We start from the raw sequence: 16,107 nt of genomic DNA, 5'->3' as shown, positions 1-16,107 counted from the left end.
AGAGCGGCAGTGATGCACGAACATCGGGAAGTGCTGTGTTGAGTTTCTTCGGCCGCGAGGCCGTCAGCAAGGTCACCACGCCGATCGGAGCGGTGCTGCTGCGGTCCGGGCTGACCCCCGACGTCGTGACCGTCATCGGCACCATCGGCACGATCGCCGCGGCCCTGTGGCTGTTCCCGGCCGGTCAGCTGTTCTGGGGTGCGCTGGTGATCGCGCTGTTCGTCATGTTCGACATGATGGACGGCGCGATGGCCCGCGCCCGCGGCGGCGGAACGAAGTACGGCGCGGTCCTCGACGCCTCCTGCGACCGGCTGGCCGACGGCGCGATCTTCGCCGGCCTCGGGTGGTGGGCGGTCTACGCCCGCGAGGACCGGTGGCTCTTCGTGGCCACCATGATCTGCCTGGTCACCTCGCAGGTGATCTCGTACGTCAAGGCGCGCGCCGAGGCGAGCGGGCTGTCCGCCGACGGCGGCTGGATCGAACGTCCCGATCGGCTGGTGATCGTGCTGGTCGGCGCCGGGCTGACCGGCCTGGCGTTCCTGCTCGGCATCGGTTGGCTCGAACACGCCATCGACGTGGCGATGTGGCCGCTGGCCGCCGCCAGTATCGTGACCGTGTTCCAACGGATTCTCGCGGTCCGGCGCTCGCCGGGCGCCCGCGAGGTCATCCCGAAGTCGGCCCCGGCCGACGCTGCCCACGATGTCGGTACCACCGACGGCGTACACGATGTCGGTACCACCGACGGTGAGGATCGCGAAGGACCGTGACAGTCGGACAACGGCTCGAGGCATACGGATATCTCGCCGGGTGGCGGGTGGTGGGAGCCCTGCCCGAGTCGGTTGCCGTGGGAGCGTTCGACGCGGTCGCCGACGTCATCGCCCGGCGCGGCGGCGGTCCGGCGCAGCTGCGTCGCAACCTCGCCCGCGTGCTGGGCTGCGACCCGGCCGATGTCCCCGCCGATCTGATGCGGGCGAGCGTGCGCTCCTATGCCCGCTACTGGCGCGAGGCCTTCCGGCTGCCGAGGATGGATCTCGCCCGCACCGCCGCCGATGTCGAACCGCTCATCGCCGGGCGGGGGCGGATCGCCGAGGCGGTCGCGGCCGGCAAGGGCGCGATCCTCGTCCTGCCGCACAGCGGCAACTGGGACATCGCCGGCGTCTGGCTCGCCCAGACCTACGGCGGTTTCGCGACCGTCGCCGAACGGTTGGAACCGGAACTGCTGTATCAGCGGTTCGTCGAATACCGAGAAGGGCTCGGGTTCGAGATCTTCCCCACGAAGGGCGGCGAGCAGCCGCCCTTCGAACTGCTGCGCGATCGCCTCGAGGCGGGCGGCGTGATCTGCCTGCTCGGTGATCGTGACCTGACCCGTCACGGGATCCCGGTGACCTTCTTCGGCGAGAAGACCCGGATGCCGGCCGGTCCGGCGCGCCTGGCGATCGAGACCGGGGCTCCGCTGCTGCCGGTGCACTGCTGGTTCACCCCCGGCAGTTGGGCGATGACCATCGAGGAACCGATCGATGTCTCCGGGGGCGTCGAGGCGGCCACCCAGGAGTTGGCGGATCGATTCGCCGCCAATATCGCCGCCCATCCCGCCGACTGGCACATGCTCCAGCCGTTGTGGATCGGCGACTGGTCGCAGGAGCGGCGGGCCCGGATCGAAGGTGCCGGGACCGGGGCGGAGCGGATCGGGGATGGGCGGATCGGGGATGGGCGGATCGAGGGAGACCCCCCACCGCCATGAGAATCGGCATGGTCTGCCCCTACTCGTTCGACGTTCCCGGTGGCGTTCAGGCGCACGTGGTCGAGCTGGCGCGGGTGTTGATCGAACGCGGCCACCAGGTCAGCGTGCTCGCGCCGGTGTCCGACGACACCGAGGTACCCGACTTCGTCGTCTCCGCCGGAAAGGCGGTGTCGATCCCCTACAACGGTTCGGTCGCTCGGCTGCGCTTCGGTCCGGTCACCTACGCCCGCATCCGCCGGTGGATCACCGAGGGCGACTTCGACGTGCTGCACCTGCACGAGCCGAACGCGCCGAGCCTGTCGATGCTGGCGTTGAAGATCGCCGAGGGCCCGATCGTCGCGACCTTCCACACCTCGACCACCAAATCGTTGGTGCTCAGCACCTTCCAGGGTGTGTTACGGCCGTACCACGAAAAGATCGTCGGCCGGATCGCGGTCTCCGAACTGGCCCGCCGCTGGCAGGTCGAGGCGCTCGGGGCCGACGCCGTCGAGATCCCCAATGGCGTCGACGTGTCGGCGTTTCGCCGCGCTCCGCTGCTGGAGGGCTATCCACGGCCCGGCCGGACGGTCCTCTTCCTCGGTCGCTACGACGAGCCCCGCAAGGGCGCGGCGGTATTGCTGCGCGCCCTGCCGGAAGTGGTACGGGCGTACCCGAACGTGGAAATCCTGGTCGTCGGGCGCGGCGACGAGGACAAACTGCGGTCCCTGGCGGGCAAACACGCCGATCGGCTGCGCTTCCTCGGCCAGGTGACCGATGCGCAGAAGGCGTCCGCGATGCGCAGCGCCGACATCTACTGCGCACCCAACCTCGGCGGGGAGAGCTTCGGCATCGTGCTGGTCGAGGCGATGTCCGCCGGGACCGCCGTCGTCGCAGCCGATCTCGATGCCTTTCGACGGGTGCTGCGCGACGGCCGGGCGGGGATGCTCGTGCCGGTCGGCGACGGCAGGGCGCTCGGTACCGCATTGGTCGAGTTGTTGGGTGACGACCGCCGCCGCACCGAACTGGTCGACGCCGCCAACACCATCGTCGGCGCCTACGACTGGCCGGTGGTCGCCCAACAGATCGTCCGGGTCTACGAAACGGTGGCCGTCAGCGGCCAACGCGTGCGAGTCGAGGCCTGACGGTGGATCTGACCATCTCGCTCGGCGTCGCGATCGTCATCGGCATCCTCGTCGCGATCCTGATCCTGCTGGCGCTCTGGGCGTACAGCCGCGCCAACCGCCTCGACCGGCTGCACGTGCGCTACGACCAGTCCTGGCAGGCCCTCGACGCCGCCCTGGCCCGCCGTTCGGTGGTCGCCCGCGCGATCGCGTCGGCGCGGGCCGAGGCCGACCCGACCGCTGCCCGCAGCCTCACCGCCCTGGCCGACCAGGCCGAACGCGCCTCGCGTGAGCAGCGCGAGCAGGTGGAGAACGCCCTGTCCGCGCGGCTGGACAAGATCGACAAGGCGACCTTGAAGCCGGCTCTGGCCGCCGAACTCGGCGACGCCGAGGCGCGGGTGCTGATCGCCCGTCGTTTCCACAACGATGCGGTGCGCGATACCCGCACCCTGCGCGGACGGCGCCTCGTGCGGCTGCTGAGACTGGCCGGAACCGCGCCGTGGCCCACCTACTTCGAGCTGTCCGAACACGCCAACCTCGACGAGCTGACCGCGCCGCCCAACCGCACCTCGGCACGGGTGGTCATCCTCGACGAACACGGCCGCGCGCTGCTCGTGCGGGGCTGCGACCCGGCCAAGCCGGACGTCTTCTTCTGGTTCACCGTCGGCGGTGGAGTCGACGCGGGGGAGACCCTGCGCGAGGCCGCCGTCCGCGAGATCCGGGAGGAGACCGAACTCGAGGTCGACGCCGACCAACTGCGCGGGCCGATCTGGCGCCGCGTGGCCACCTTCAGCTTCGACAGCAAGGTGATCCGCTCCGAGGAGCTCTACTTCGTGGTGCGCACCGCGAGCTTCGAACCCGGCCGCGGCAGGTTCACCGACCTCGAGGTCCGCACGATCACCGACTTCCGCTGGTGCGACGCCGCCGATATGCGCGCGTTGAGCGCCAACGGTGAAACCGTCTTCCCCGTGGAACTGCCGGAGCTGTTGATGGAGGCCAATACCGCCGCGGCCCTGCACACGCCGCCTGCGGTGCGGGCGATTCGGTGACGGATTCGTCTACCTTCCCATGCTTCTGCGGTCGAGGGCAATCCGTCGACTTGTGAACATCGGTGACTTCGGCCGGGCTATCCCACTGGCGATTCGCGCTGAGGCGGAGGCAGCTCGAAATCTGGATCCCGACGATCGCCGTTCCTCCTACGGTCGCGCCGACCTCGTCCACGCCTACAGATCCGCTCGGCGGTTCGACGAACTCATCGCGCTGTACGAAGGGATGCTCTCCGACTCGAACCGCGCAGGTAAGTCCGAGGACTCTGCCACCGAGCGCCTGTGCAAGGGCCTTGCCTACGCGTATACGCATGGAGGTAGGCCGAGGGAGGCGATCGGTCCGTACGAGACCCTCCTCGGCGATCCCGAAGAGTTCCCGGGTTCCGACGACCCCGAGACGCTCGCCACCGCTCACAACCTTGCCGTCGCCTATCGATCCGTCGGTCGGGTTGCGGAGGCGATCGCTCTGCTCGGGAGACGCTCGCGGATCTCCGGCGCGTTCTGGGTCCCGATGACCTTCAGACGATGAGCTCGCAAGCCAGGCTCGCCGACGCGTATCTGACGGCGAGGCGGCTACCTGAGTCGATCACACTGTACGAGCCGGTGCTCACCCACAGTGAAGGCATCCGGGGGCCCGACCATCTCGCGACGCTGACCTATCGCAACAACCTGGCGGTTGCCTATCGATTCGCCGAACAGCTTCCGTAGGCTATCGAGCTGCTGGAGACCACGGTCTCCAGCCGTGAGCGCCTTGTGGGTCCCGACCACCTTGATACCTTGACCTCCCGCACCAACCTCTCCGACGCGTACCGCCGAGCGGGTAGGAACTCCGAGGCGATCGCACTCGATGCGGTGACGCTCGCCCGTGGAGAGCGCACGCTCGGTTCCGACCACCCGAAGTTCTTGAGCATTCGCCGTGCTTTGGCTGTGGACTATCAGTCCGCGGGTCGAATTGCGGAGGCGGTCGCGCTCTACGAAGCAGTGCTTGTCGACAGCAGTCGGATCCTGGGTCCGGACCACCCCGACACGCTGACCATCCGCGACCACCCGGTACAAGCTAAGGGCGAAAGTGATTCGGGCGCAAGCGCTCCTGGTTTGGGTAGTGGGGTGAACGGCCACGATCCGTCACTGTGCGGCTCCGGTTCAGGGGAGGTGTGATGACGGCGGACGTCGTCGGCCGGTGGCCGACTGTTCGGCGAGGCCAATTGATGCCGGTCGTCGGTTCGAGCGCTACCGGACAGCGCCTAGACTGAGCGCACCGGTCAGCGCGGGTCCCAGGGCTTTCGGCGAGACCGCAGCATTCGCCGGGGAGAGGGTGACCGCATGGCCGACGGTTCGGTGATCCGGCAGGTGCTGGCGCCGACGGCGGTGACTGCGCTGACCACCTCCGCCCTCACCGTGATGATCAACCTGGCGACGTCGGGCGAGTACCAACCGTGGAGTTGGGTGGCAGTGGCGGCCCTGACCGCCGTGAGCTTCGGTGCGTCGATGTGGCTGCACCGCCGACAATCCGGAACTGCTACCGATCCCCCGGACAGGCCGACCGGCGGTGGGACGCACGTGCACGCGGACAACGGCTCGGTCGTCGCCCAGGAGATCAGGGACGTCTCCATCATCAACTACCTGAAACCCGGGCCGCCCGCGGACCCTCGTTAGCCGGGACGCGCCGCCAGTCGCCATTCCGTCCCGGCCGATCAACCTCCGGCGACATACTGTCGGCCACCGAGGGGTCGGTCGTCGCCGAGACGATCGGCATTGTCACCTACAGCGTCCATCACCACCATCCCGCCGCCGTACCGGAAACAGGGCAGATCGTCGTCGGAAAGATCCCCGACCGGCCGCACCATTTCGTCGAACGCATCCAGATCGAGCAAATGGCCCGGTGGTCGGATCCGCAGCAACCCGTGGCAGTGGTGACCGGCATGCGCGGCGTCGGCAAGTCGCATGTCGCCGCGGCCTACGCGCGGGCGCGGATCACCGACGGATGCCCTCTGGTGGCCTGGGTCAACGCCGAGACCGCCGACTCGACCCTCGCCGATCTCGTCCGGGTGGCCGAACGACTCGCCATCGCCGATCCGCACGGTGACTCCACCCGCTCGGTCGAACGGTTGCGCGACCATCTGGCGTCGCGCGAGGACGCTGCGCTGATCGTTCTCGACAATGCGACCGACCCCAACCGGATCCGCGCCCTGCTGCCCGGAGTCGGTCCCGCGCGCATCGTGATCACCAGCGTCGACCGGTCGTTCCTGCACCTCGGCGTCGCTGTGGATGTCGATACCTACCAACCGGATCAGTCGATCCGGTTCCTCGATGCGACCACCGGACTCGATGACGACGCCGGAGCCGCGGCCGTGGCTGGCGAACTGGGACACCTTCCCCTCGCGCTGAGCGTCGCCGCAGCCACCATCAGCCCCCATACCGGACAGAACCTCACCTACTCGGCCTATCTGCGGCGGCTGCGGGAGCGCCCGCTTCCCGCGACACTCGAACGTCACGCCGGTCAGGACTACCCGCATTCCGTGGTCGCCTCGATTCTGCTGTCAGTCGACACCGTCGAGGGTGTGCCGGGGGGAAATGCGATTCCGGACAATGCTATTCGGCGCATACTGGGACTGTTCGCGATGCTGTCTTCGGACGGGGTCGACCGCTCGCTGCTCGCCGGACTCACCGCCGTCGGGTCCTCGGGCTCACACCCTGAAACCGAGCCGGGCGCGGACGACGAGAGTGTGATCGACGCCGCGGTGGGACGCATCGTGGCCGGCTCGTTGCTGTCGTGGTCGCTGTCGGGCGAGGTGCTGATCATGCATCGTCTGGTCGCGCGAATCCTGCGCGAACGGGCGCGTTCCTCGGTGGACACCGGAGCGAACCGGCAAGCGGTCGATTCCCTCGTCACCACCGCGATCGGCGTGGTCGAACGTGCGGTAGTCGGGCCGGACGACGCGTGGAGCCGTCGGCAATTCGGGTCGCACGTCGTCGCTCAGATCGAGTCGGTCTTCGCCACCGGACTGATCGATTCCGACGCCGATGCCGATACTCGTGAGCGTGCCGCACGCCTGTACGCCCGAGCGGTTCTACATTTCATCGAGACTGCCGACGGTGCGCGGGGTATTCCGTTGGCGCATCGAGCGCAGGAGGCCACCGTGTATCTTCTCGGTGCCGACCATCCGGACGCGCTGATGGCCCGCAACCACCTTGCGGCCGCCTACTCCTCGGCGGACAAGATGCCGGAGGCGGTCGCGCTGCTCGAGGCCACGCTCGCCGATCGGGAACGGATTCTCGGTGCGGAGCATCCCGATACCCTGATCTCGCGGAACAACCTCGCCGCCGCGTACGAGTCGGCCGGTCGAGTGATGGAGGCCATTGCGCTGCACCGCGCTGCGTTGGCCGAGAGCGAGAGAATTCTCGGGCCCGACCACCCCAACACGTTGTCGGTACGCAACAATCTCGCGTCCGCCTACGGGGCGGCGGGTCGGCTACCCGAGGCGATCGCCTTGTTCAAAAGCGTGGTGGCCGAGAGCGAACGGGTTCTGGGTGCGGAGCATCCGTATACGTTGTCGTCGCGGAACAATTTGGCCTCGACCTACGAGTCCGCGGGGCGGTTGCCGGCGGCGATCGACTTGTTCGCGGCCACCCTGGCGGACCGGGAGCGCATCCTCGGTGTCGATCACCCGGGCACGTTGATCTCGCGCAATAATCTGGCGTCGGCGTATCGGACCGCGGAGCGGTGGTCCGAGGCAATCGCGTTATTGGAGACCACTGTGGCCGAGGGCGAAAGGCTTCTCGGCGCCGAGCACCCGTTCACGTTGTCGTCGCGAAACAACCTGGCCTCCGCTTACCAGTCCGCGGGTCGGATCGGCGAGGCGATCACCTTCTACGAGTCCACGTTGGCCGACCGCACTCGGATCTTCGGATCCGACCATCCGAGCACATTGGTTGCGCGCAATAATCTGGCGTCGGCCTATGGTTCGGCGGGGCGCGGGCCGGAGGCGATCGATCTGTTCGAAGCCACGCTCGCCGACCGGGAGCGGGTTCTCGGGGCCGACCATCCCCATACGCTGTCGTCCCGTAACAATCTGGCTTCCGCCTACGAGTCGGCGGGCCGCCGGTCCGAAGCGATCGACCTGTTCGAACGCACGCTTGCCGACAGCGATCGGATTCTCGGGCCCGATCATCCCGATACGTTGATCGTGCGCAACAATCTTGCGTCGGTCCACGAGTCGGCCGGGCGGGTCGGCGAAGCGGTCGAGCTGTTCGACATCGCCGTGCGCGACAGTGCACGCATCCACGGAGCGGAGCATCCCATCACCGCTGCCACCCGGGAACGCTTCGAAGCCGCCCAACGACGGCTGGACCCCCAGCGACAGCAGGACCCCCAGCGACAAGGGGAGGGCCGCGCGCCGTAGGCGATTCGGGCCCGGCGGGCATTGACATCCGCCCATGAGAAGCCGCCGCCGATCCGTCCGGTGCTGGCCGAGGCCAATCGACGCCGGTGGTCGGTTCGAGCGCCGGCGCGCACCGCCTAGACTCGTTCTGTTCACCGATCACACAAGGAGTCCGTCATGTCCGCCGGCCCAGACACTGCCGCCGCCCCCACCGTCGCCGGTTCGACCGACGACGCAACCCCTCAGACCGGCACCTCCCGCGTCAAGCGCGGCCTCGCCGAGATGCTCAAGGGTGGCGTGATCATGGACGTGGTCACCCCCGAGCAGGCGAAGATCGCCGAGAACGCCGGTGCGGTGGCCGTCATGGCGCTCGAGCGGGTCCCCGCCGATATCCGCGCCCAGGGCGGCGTCTCCCGGATGAGCGATCCGGACATGATCGACGGCATCATCGCCGCGGTCGACATCCCGGTGATGGCGAAGGCCCGCATCGGCCACTTCGTCGAGGCCCAGGTACTGCAGTCGCTCGGTGTCGACTACGTCGACGAGTCCGAGGTGCTCACCCCCGCCGACTACGCCAACCACATCGACAAGTGGCAGTTCACCGTGCCCTTCGTCTGTGGCGCGACCAACCTCGGCGAGGCGCTGCGCCGCATCACCGAGGGCGCGGCGATGATCCGCTCCAAGGGTGAGGCCGGTACCGGCGACGTCTCGAACGCCACCACCCACATGCGCCAGATCCGCGACCAGATCCGGCGGCTGACCTCCCTGCCGACCGACGAGCTCTACGTCGCGGCGAAGGAACTGCAGGCCCCCTACGAACTGGTGGCCGAGGTCGCCCGTACCGGCAAGCTGCCCGTCGTGCTGTTCACCGCCGGCGGTATCGCCACCCCGGCCGACGCCGCGATGATGATGCAGCTCGGCGCCGAGGGCGTCTTCGTCGGGTCCGGCATCTTCAAGTCCGGCAACCCCGAGCAGCGCGCCGCCGCGATCGTGAAGGCGACCACGTTCTACGACGATCCCGACGTGATCGCCAAGGTCTCGCGCGGTCTGGGTGAGGCGATGGTCGGTATCAACGTCGACGACATCCCGCAGCCGCATCGCCTCGCAGAGCGTGGCTGGTGACCGAGCAGACCGACAAGCCTCAGCAGCCTCGGTTCCACGACCGCGGCGTGCCGGCGGTCGACCATCCGCCGATCGACGAGATCCTCGAGCTCGAGCGGATCGAAAAGAACATCTACCGCGGCATCGCGGTCGAGTCGTATCTGCCGCGCACCTTCGGCGGGCAGGTCGCCGGGCAGGCCCTGGTCGCGGCGACCCGCACCGCGGACGAGCAGTACCTGGTGCACTCGCTGCACGGGTACTTCATCCGGCCCGGCAACCCCAAGCAACCGATCGTCTACGTCGTCGACCGGATGCGCGACGGGCGCTCGTTCTGCACCCGTCGGGTCGACGCGATCCAGGACGGCAAGACCATCTTCACGATGGAGGCGTCGTTCCACGTGCCGGAGGACGGCGGCCTGCGTCACCAGGACCAGATGCCGCCGGCGCCGCTGCCGGAGGAGCTTCCCGACTACGCCGAACTGCCCGCCGCGGAACGCGAAACGTGGATGGCGGAGTGGTCCGACTGGGATATCCGGCCGGTGCCGCCGGAGCAGACCCGCACCCTGCCCGGGCTCGCCGCCCAGCAGCGGGTGTGGATCCGCTACCGACGCAAGCTGCCGGACGTCAACATCCTGCACGTCTGCGCCCTCGCCTACCTCAGCGATATGACTCTGCTGGGGTCGGCGCGGGTGCCGCATCCCGGGGTCGAGATCCAGGCGGCCTCGCTCGACCACGCGCTGTGGTTCCTGCGACCGTTCCGCGCCGACGAGTGGCTGCTCTACGACCAGACCTCGCCGTCTGCCGGATTCGGTCGGGCGCTGACCCAGGGGCGGATCTACAACCGCTCCGGGGACATGGTCGCCGCGGTCACCCAGGAGGGTCTGACCCGAATCGCCCGCGACTCGTGATGCGGGGCAGCACTGTCGGCGCGGGGGAGACCTCGTGACCGGGCCGACGATCGGCGTGCTCGCCCTGCAGGGCGGGGTGCGCGAGCACCTGGAGGCGTTGGAGGCGGCCGGGGCCATCGCGGTCCCGGTGCGTCGGGCCTCCGAGGTCGCCGCCGTCGACGGCCTGGTCCTGCCGGGTGGCGAGTCGACGACGATGAGCAACCTGCTGCTGGCCTTCGACCTGTACGAGCCGATCAGGCAGCGCCTCGCGGAGGGATTGCCCGCCTACGGGTCCTGCGCGGGGATGATCCTTTTGGCCGACGAGGTCCTCGACACCCGGCCGGATGCCGTCAGCTTCGGTGCGATCGATATCACCGTGCGCCGCAACGCCTTCGGTCGGCAGATCGACTCCTTCGAGGCCGACCTCGCCGTTACCGGTCTCGAGGGTGACCCGATGCGCGCGGTCTTCATCCGCGCCCCTTTGGTCGAGCGGGTCGGCGATGCGGTCGAGGTGCTGGCCACCGTCGCGGAAGGCCCGGCGGCCGGCCGAATCGTCGCGGTGCGCTCGGGGCAGGTCCTGGCGACGTCGTTCCACCCGGAGATGACCGGGGACCGGCGCCTGCACCGGCAGTTCGTCGATCTGGTGGCCCAGCGCGGCTGATCGGCGTACGTCCGGGGGGAGCGGCAGGATGCGCAGCAGTGAATTGGCCGAGTTGGCGGGCGTCACCGTGCGCACCCTGCGGCACTACCACCAGATCGGGTTGCTCGCGGAACCCCCGCGCACCGGCGGCGGATATCGGCATTACGACGTCGGCCACCTCGTCCGGCTGCTGCGTATCCGCCGGATGACCGCCCTGGGCATTCCGCTGTCCGCATTGCCTGCGGTGCTGGATGATTCGGCGGTGGCCGATCGGCTTCTCGACGAGATCGACCGCACGGTCGCCGAACAGATCGACGAGCTCACCGCTCGGCGCGCCACGATCGCCGCGCTCCGCCGCGCCGGGGCCCCGCCCGATCTTCCTCTCGAACTGTCGGCCTGGGGAACGACTGCCGGACAAGGGATCTCGCCGGAGCGGGCCCGGTACGAGCACGAGCAGATGATCCTGCTCGGCCACCTCCTCGGCCCGGACGGCCCGGCGAGCCTCGCCGCCCTGCTGGGCGACGCGGGCGGGGCGGTACCCGATGAGCTCGTCGCCCGCTTCCACGCCGTCGACGCCGACACCCCGGACGAGGGCATCGAGGCCGTGGTCGGGGAATTGGCCGCCGCCATCGAGCCGATCGTCGACCGATTCGCCGACCTGCCCGCCCTGACTCGGCAGGCCGCGGTGCTGCTGGAGGAACTGAACGCCGGCGCCCTCGGATCGCCGCAGCGCAGGATCCTGCGGCTTCTGCAGGAGCGATTGGCGCCGGATTCCTGACGACCATCCGGCGGGCTTGACTCCGACGCGACGTCCGGGTGTGCAGTGGGGACACCCACCCAGCGACCCCGTCGAGGAGGCCCCCGATGACCACCGCGCCGAAACTGATTCCCGTCGAAGACTTCTACGGTCTGCCCGTGCGCAGCCGCGCCCTGCTGTCCCCGAACGGCGAAACCGTCGCCTACCTGGCCCCGTGGCGCGGCCGGCTCAACGTCTTTCTGCGCGACGTCGACTCCGACTGGACCACGGACGACGCCGGCACCGCCCGCCGCGTCACCTCCGACGGCCGCCGCAACATCGACACCTTCTTCTGGAGCCCCGACGGCCGCTACCTGCTGTTCCAGCAGGACACCGACGGCGACGAGAACTGGCATCTGCACCGCGTCGACGTCACCCGCCCCGACGAACCGGCCGAGGACGTAACGCCCTTTCCCGGCGTCCGCCTGCTCGGCGTCCACTTACCGGTGGATCGGCCGGGCAGCGCCTATGTCCAGCTCAATCGGCGGCGCCCCAACCTCGGCGATCTGTACGAGCTCGACCCGGGCACCGGCGCGCTGACCGTCGTCGCGGAAAATCCGGGCGACATCGTGTCCTGGTTGCCCACCGGCAAACGGGTGCTCGCCTTCACCGTCGAGGCCGACGGCGACCATGTGCTGTCGGAATGGATCGACGGCGGCCTGCGGACCATCACCCGGTTCGCCGGCGACGACATCATTTTCGGGGTATCGCCCAACGCCCCCACCCCGGACGGCGCCGGGCTGTGGATCGGCTCGTCGCGCGGCTCCGATCGCACCCGCCTGGTCCGCCTCGACCTGAACACGGGCGAACAGGTCGGCGTCGACAGCCACCCGATCTTCGATCTGGATACCCCACGCCCCGAAGCTGATTCGCGTTTTCCGTCGTCCCTGATCCTGCACCCGACCACCGGCGAGTTGCTCGGTGCCCGCTACCTCGGTGACCGGCAGGAGATCCACGCCCTCGACCCACATTTCGCGGAGGTGCTGCCCCGACTCGAGGCGCTTTCCGATGGTGACCTCGCCCGGGTGTCCTGCGACCGGACCGGCCTGCGCTGGGTGGTCGACTTCACCCACGACCGCGACCCCAACGTCACCTGGTTCTACGACCACATCACCGGGCAGGCCCGACTGCTGTTCCGGCCGTATCCGCACCTGGACCCCACGGACCTGGCGCCGGTCACCCCGATCACGCTGACCGCCCGCGATGGCCTGACCCTCCCGTGCCACCTGACCCTGCCCGTCGGGGTCGAGCAGCGAAATCTGCCGACGGTCGTCCTGGTGCACGGCGGACCCTGGTACCGCGACAGTTGGTGCTACGACCCGGAGGTCCAGCTGCTCGCCAACCGCGGATACGCGGTGCTGCAGGTCAACTTCCGCGGTTCCACCGGCTACGGGAAGGCCCACACCCGGGCCGGGATCGGCGAGTTCGCCGGCCGCATGCACGACGACCTGCTCGACGCCGTCGACTGGGCGATCGCGCAGGGCCACACCGACCCGCAGCGGGTGGCGATCTACGGCTGCTCCTACGGCGGCTACGCCGCGCTGGTCGGGGCGGCGTTCACCCCGGACCGGTTTGCCGCGGCGATCAGCTATACCGGCATGTCCGACCTCACCGACCTGGTGCGCTCGGTCGTCCCGTTCGCGCGACGCCTCGTCGTCAACAGCTACCTGCGGTACATCGGCGACCCGGACGACCCGATCGCCGAGGCCGATATGCTCGCCCGCTCACCGATCAGCCGGGTCGATGACATCACCGCACCGGTGCTGCTGATCCACGGCGCCCGGGATGTACGCGTCCACCGGCGCAACTCCGATCAGGTCTTCGATGCGCTGCGGGCGCGTGGCGCCGAGGTCGACTATCTGGTCAACGAGAACGAAGGGCACTGGTTCATCAACTCCGACAGCAACATCGAGCTGTACACCAGACTCGAGCGCTTCCTCGCCCGTCACCTCGGCGGACGAACGGCCGGGCCGGAGCTATCAGCCGGCACCGAGTAATCGGCCGAGGGGTGTGGTCGGCCGAGGCGGTGTCAGCCCGAGGCGTCGGCGCGGTGGCCGGTCTCCAGGAACAGCACCCCCGCGCCGACCAGGGCCACGCCGATCGCCATCCGCCAGGTCAGCGGCTCCCCGAAGATCAGCGCCCCGAGCACCACGGTGAGCGCGACCCCGCAGGCCGCCCAGATGCCGTAAGCGATACCGACCGGCATGCCCGCCTTGAGCACCAGCGCGAGCAGCGTGAACGCACCGATGTAGCCGCCGGCGACGACAAACAGCCACCCCCACTTGGCGAATCCCTCGGAGGCACGCAACGCCAGCGTCGCCGACACCTCGAGCACGATCGCCGCGCCGAGCATGATCCACGTCATCGAGCGGTCCGAATCGACATGATCGAACGATAACCGACCGCCGCGGCCACACCCGAAGCCGTGAGATCCGGTCCCCGAAGCCGCGGTGCGCGCGGCTTCGGGGACCGAATCACGGAGCCGCGGTCAGCGGACGATGAGTGCGATCACTCCGCAGTAGACGCCGAATGCGGGGATCAGCAGGAGCGGCCAGGGGATGGGACGGGGGACCAGGACCTTCCAGTGGAAGGAGTAGTCGCGATACTCCGACATGCCCCGGGTGCCCGGCAGAACGAGACGGTTCGGCTGGATGGTGCAGAACACCAGCCAGTCGACGATCAGCAGATCGAAGATATTCAGTGCCAACAGCACAAAGATGCCGACAACGAATCCGTCGAGGAATCCGATGGTTCCGTCGAGGGAGTCGCGGAGCGCCGCCATCGCGAACATCGGTGACCCGAAAACGAGCAGAGTTGTCAGGACGCTCATGACCGCCGACACCATGCGGTCGCGTTGTGTTTTCGGCCCGTAGCGTTCGCGAATCGCCGGCGGGTAATCCTGCGACATCGCACCGGGGGACACCAGAACTCCCATCCCGAGAATGAACGCGAATCCGATCAGGAAGACGCCGGAGTATGCCAACGCGAAGCTGAAGAGCTCGGCCCATTGCATCGAGTAAGGATACCCTTGCTATCCGCTGGCGGCCTCGGCCGACGCCGATGCCGCCGCCGATCCGGAACGGTTACCCGCGCGGGGCGCGGGTGGGACTCCACTTTCGTCGCCGATCCGGAATAGGGGAGCGGGCACGGGGCGTTGGAAGGGGGGATGAGCACACAGTCGGCGACCTCGGACCTCGGGTCGCATTCCGCGAATACCGCTGCGGCGCAGTCCGGCGCCCCGGCGCTCACGTATCCCGCCGTGTCCGTGCTCGACCTGGTGCCGGTGCGTTCCGGTCAGACCAGCGCCGAGGCGGTTCGGGCGTCCCTGGACCTGGTGCGCCTGGCCGATGCGCTCGGCTTCCGCCGGTACTGGTTCGCCGAACACCACAACATGCCCGCCGTCGCCGCCTCGACGCCGCCGGTGATGATCGCGGCGGCCGCCACGATCACCGAGCGCATCCGGGTCGGGTCCGGCGGCGTCATGCTGCCCAACCACGCCCCGCTGGTCGTCGCCGAACAGTTCGCCGCCCTCGAGGCGATCGCCCCCGGACGCATCGACCTCGGGATCGGCCGAGCTCCCGGCAGCGACCCGGTGATCACCGCGCTGCTGCGCGCCACCGGCCCGACCGCCGACGTCGACCGGTTCCCGCAGCACGTGCGCGACATCCTCGCCCTGGTCGACCGGGACGGCGCCGCTCTGGAACTGCGCAACGGTCAGACCTACGAGGTGCGCGCCACCCCCGCGGCGGCCACCGTGCCGGAACTGTGGTTGCTCGGGTCCAGCGACTACTCCGCGCGTCTGGCCGCCCAGCTGGGTCTGCCGTACGTCTTTGCCAACCACTTCGCCGGCGCCGGGCTCGAACAGGCGATGGCGATCTACCGCGGCGAGTTCCAGCCCGGCGTGATCGACAGCCCGCATACCTTCGTCACCACCAACGTCGTCGTCGCCGACACCGTCGAAGAGGCGCAGGCCCGGGCGTTGCCGCAGCTGCGGCAGATGGCGCGCATCCGCACCGGCCTGCCGCTGACCCCGATCGAAACGGTCGAACAGGCGCAGAACACCCCGATGCCGTCCCGCGCCGAAGCGCTGATCGACGCGATGCGCGGCGCCTGGATCATCGACGCGCCCACCGGTGCCGCCGAGCGCATCCGCGACCTGGCGCGCACCGCCGATGTCGACGAGGTGATGGTCGTCCCGGTCGCCGGTTCCCGCGTCGGCGAGCCGGTCACGGAAACCCCGGGCCGCGTACGGACCCTGGAACTGCTGCACCAGGCGCTGTCGACCGCCGCCACTCCGGCGACCGTCTGATCGAGACCGAGCACGCCGCTGCCGGCGGGGTATCCGAAATTTCCGGGTACCCCGCCGGTAGTGGTGTGTCCGTGTCCACACGGCGTCCGCGTAGAATCAATCGGC

General features: G+C 69.0%; 17 protein-coding genes. 15 read left to right on the top strand and 2 right to left on the bottom strand.

What is annotated here, in order from left to right:
* The first annotated feature begins 35 nt into the window (after positions 1 to 35).
* The 14 genes from pgsA to MB1_RS03940 all read left to right on the top strand — a co-directional run bounded on the left by pgsA (position 36) and on the right by MB1_RS03940 (position 13,690).
* Entirely contained in the window at positions 36 to 767 is a 732-nt protein-coding gene (gene pgsA, locus MB1_RS04000) for a phosphatidylinositol phosphate synthase (protein WP_066903864.1), read from the top strand.
* Positions 764 to 1,741: a phosphatidylinositol mannoside acyltransferase gene (locus MB1_RS03995; protein ID WP_084350800.1), complete on the top strand. Its 978-nt coding sequence runs from the start codon at positions 764 to 766 to the stop codon at positions 1,739 to 1,741. The genes pgsA and MB1_RS03995 overlap by 4 nt, the downstream gene beginning before the upstream one ends.
* Positions 1,738 to 2,862 carry a glycosyltransferase family 4 protein gene (locus MB1_RS03990; RefSeq protein WP_066903862.1) on the top strand — a complete coding sequence of 375 codons (1,125 nt, stop codon included), beginning with the start codon at positions 1,738 to 1,740 and terminating at the stop codon, positions 2,860 to 2,862. Before MB1_RS03995 ends, MB1_RS03990 begins: the two co-directional genes overlap by 4 nt.
* A gap of 8 nt (positions 2,863 to 2,870) precedes the next feature.
* Positions 2,871 to 3,890: an NUDIX hydrolase gene (locus MB1_RS03985; RefSeq protein ID WP_066904245.1), complete on the top strand. Its 1,020-nt coding sequence runs from the start codon at positions 2,871 to 2,873 to the stop codon at positions 3,888 to 3,890.
* 19 nt (positions 3,891 to 3,909) lie between these two features.
* Positions 3,910 to 4,416 carry a tetratricopeptide repeat protein gene (locus MB1_RS03980; protein ID WP_084350798.1) on the top strand — a complete coding sequence of 169 codons (507 nt, stop codon included), beginning with the start codon at positions 3,910 to 3,912 and terminating at the stop codon, positions 4,414 to 4,416.
* The gene (locus MB1_RS24860) at positions 4,413 to 4,595 is read left to right on the top strand and encodes a tetratricopeptide repeat protein (RefSeq protein ID WP_084350796.1); all 183 of its coding nucleotides are present in this window, start codon (positions 4,413 to 4,415) and stop codon (positions 4,593 to 4,595) included. Before MB1_RS03980 ends, MB1_RS24860 begins: the two co-directional genes overlap by 4 nt.
* Positions 4,596 to 4,598: 3 nt before the next feature.
* On the top strand, positions 4,599 to 5,045 hold the full coding sequence (locus MB1_RS24855) for a tetratricopeptide repeat protein (RefSeq protein ID WP_369406847.1): 447 nt from the start codon (positions 4,599 to 4,601) through the stop codon (positions 5,043 to 5,045).
* Positions 5,046 to 5,210: 165 nt separating this feature from the next.
* Positions 5,211 to 5,543, top strand: coding sequence for a hypothetical protein (locus MB1_RS03975; protein WP_066903859.1), 333 nt, complete (start codon positions 5,211 to 5,213; stop codon positions 5,541 to 5,543).
* Between the two features lie 53 nt (positions 5,544 to 5,596).
* Positions 5,597 to 8,290, top strand: coding sequence for an FxSxx-COOH system tetratricopeptide repeat protein (fxsT, locus tag MB1_RS03965; protein WP_281189807.1), 2,694 nt, complete (start codon positions 5,597 to 5,599; stop codon positions 8,288 to 8,290).
* Positions 8,291 to 8,446: 156 nt separating this feature from the next.
* Entirely contained in the window at positions 8,447 to 9,391 is a 945-nt protein-coding gene (pdxS, locus tag MB1_RS03960) for a pyridoxal 5'-phosphate synthase lyase subunit PdxS (RefSeq protein ID WP_066903854.1), read from the top strand.
* 71 nt (positions 9,392 to 9,462) lie between these two features.
* On the top strand, positions 9,463 to 10,278 hold the full coding sequence (locus MB1_RS03955; protein ID WP_066904242.1) for an acyl-CoA thioesterase: 816 nt from the start codon (positions 9,463 to 9,465) through the stop codon (positions 10,276 to 10,278).
* 34 nt (positions 10,279 to 10,312) lie between these two features.
* Positions 10,313 to 10,918, top strand: coding sequence for a pyridoxal 5'-phosphate synthase glutaminase subunit PdxT (gene pdxT, locus MB1_RS03950; protein WP_066903852.1), 606 nt, complete (start codon positions 10,313 to 10,315; stop codon positions 10,916 to 10,918).
* 28 nt (positions 10,919 to 10,946) lie between these two features.
* Positions 10,947 to 11,675 carry a MerR family transcriptional regulator gene (locus MB1_RS03945; protein ID WP_066903850.1) on the top strand — a complete coding sequence of 243 codons (729 nt, stop codon included), beginning with the start codon at positions 10,947 to 10,949 and terminating at the stop codon, positions 11,673 to 11,675.
* An 86-nt stretch (positions 11,676 to 11,761) separates the two neighbouring features.
* Positions 11,762 to 13,690, top strand: coding sequence for a S9 family peptidase (locus tag MB1_RS03940; protein WP_066903848.1), 1,929 nt, complete (start codon positions 11,762 to 11,764; stop codon positions 13,688 to 13,690).
* 32 nt (positions 13,691 to 13,722) lie between these two features.
* On the opposite strand, the gene MB1_RS03935 is transcribed toward MB1_RS03940, so the two are convergent.
* Both MB1_RS03935 and MB1_RS03930 read right to left on the bottom strand, forming a co-directional pair.
* Positions 13,723 to 14,058 (bottom strand): DMT family transporter, encoded by a 336-nt coding sequence (locus MB1_RS03935; RefSeq protein ID WP_066903845.1) that lies wholly within the window; start codon positions 14,056 to 14,058, stop codon positions 13,723 to 13,725.
* 123 nt (positions 14,059 to 14,181) lie between these two features.
* Positions 14,182 to 14,706: a hypothetical protein gene (locus tag MB1_RS03930; RefSeq protein ID WP_066903844.1), complete on the bottom strand. Its 525-nt coding sequence runs from the start codon at positions 14,704 to 14,706 to the stop codon at positions 14,182 to 14,184.
* 153 nt (positions 14,707 to 14,859) lie between these two features.
* Between MB1_RS03930 and MB1_RS03925 the strand changes: the two genes are divergently transcribed.
* Positions 14,860 to 16,002: an LLM class flavin-dependent oxidoreductase gene (locus MB1_RS03925; protein ID WP_084350792.1), complete on the top strand. Its 1,143-nt coding sequence runs from the start codon at positions 14,860 to 14,862 to the stop codon at positions 16,000 to 16,002.
* The last annotated feature ends 105 nt before the right edge of the window (positions 16,003 to 16,107 follow it).

This window comes from Millisia brevis NBRC 105863 (assembly GCF_001552615.1).
GTDB lineage: Bacteria > Actinomycetota > Actinomycetes > Mycobacteriales > Mycobacteriaceae > Millisia > Millisia brevis.
The sequence above is the reverse complement of the archived record's forward strand: the minus strand, read 5'-3'. Positions and strand labels throughout refer to the sequence as shown.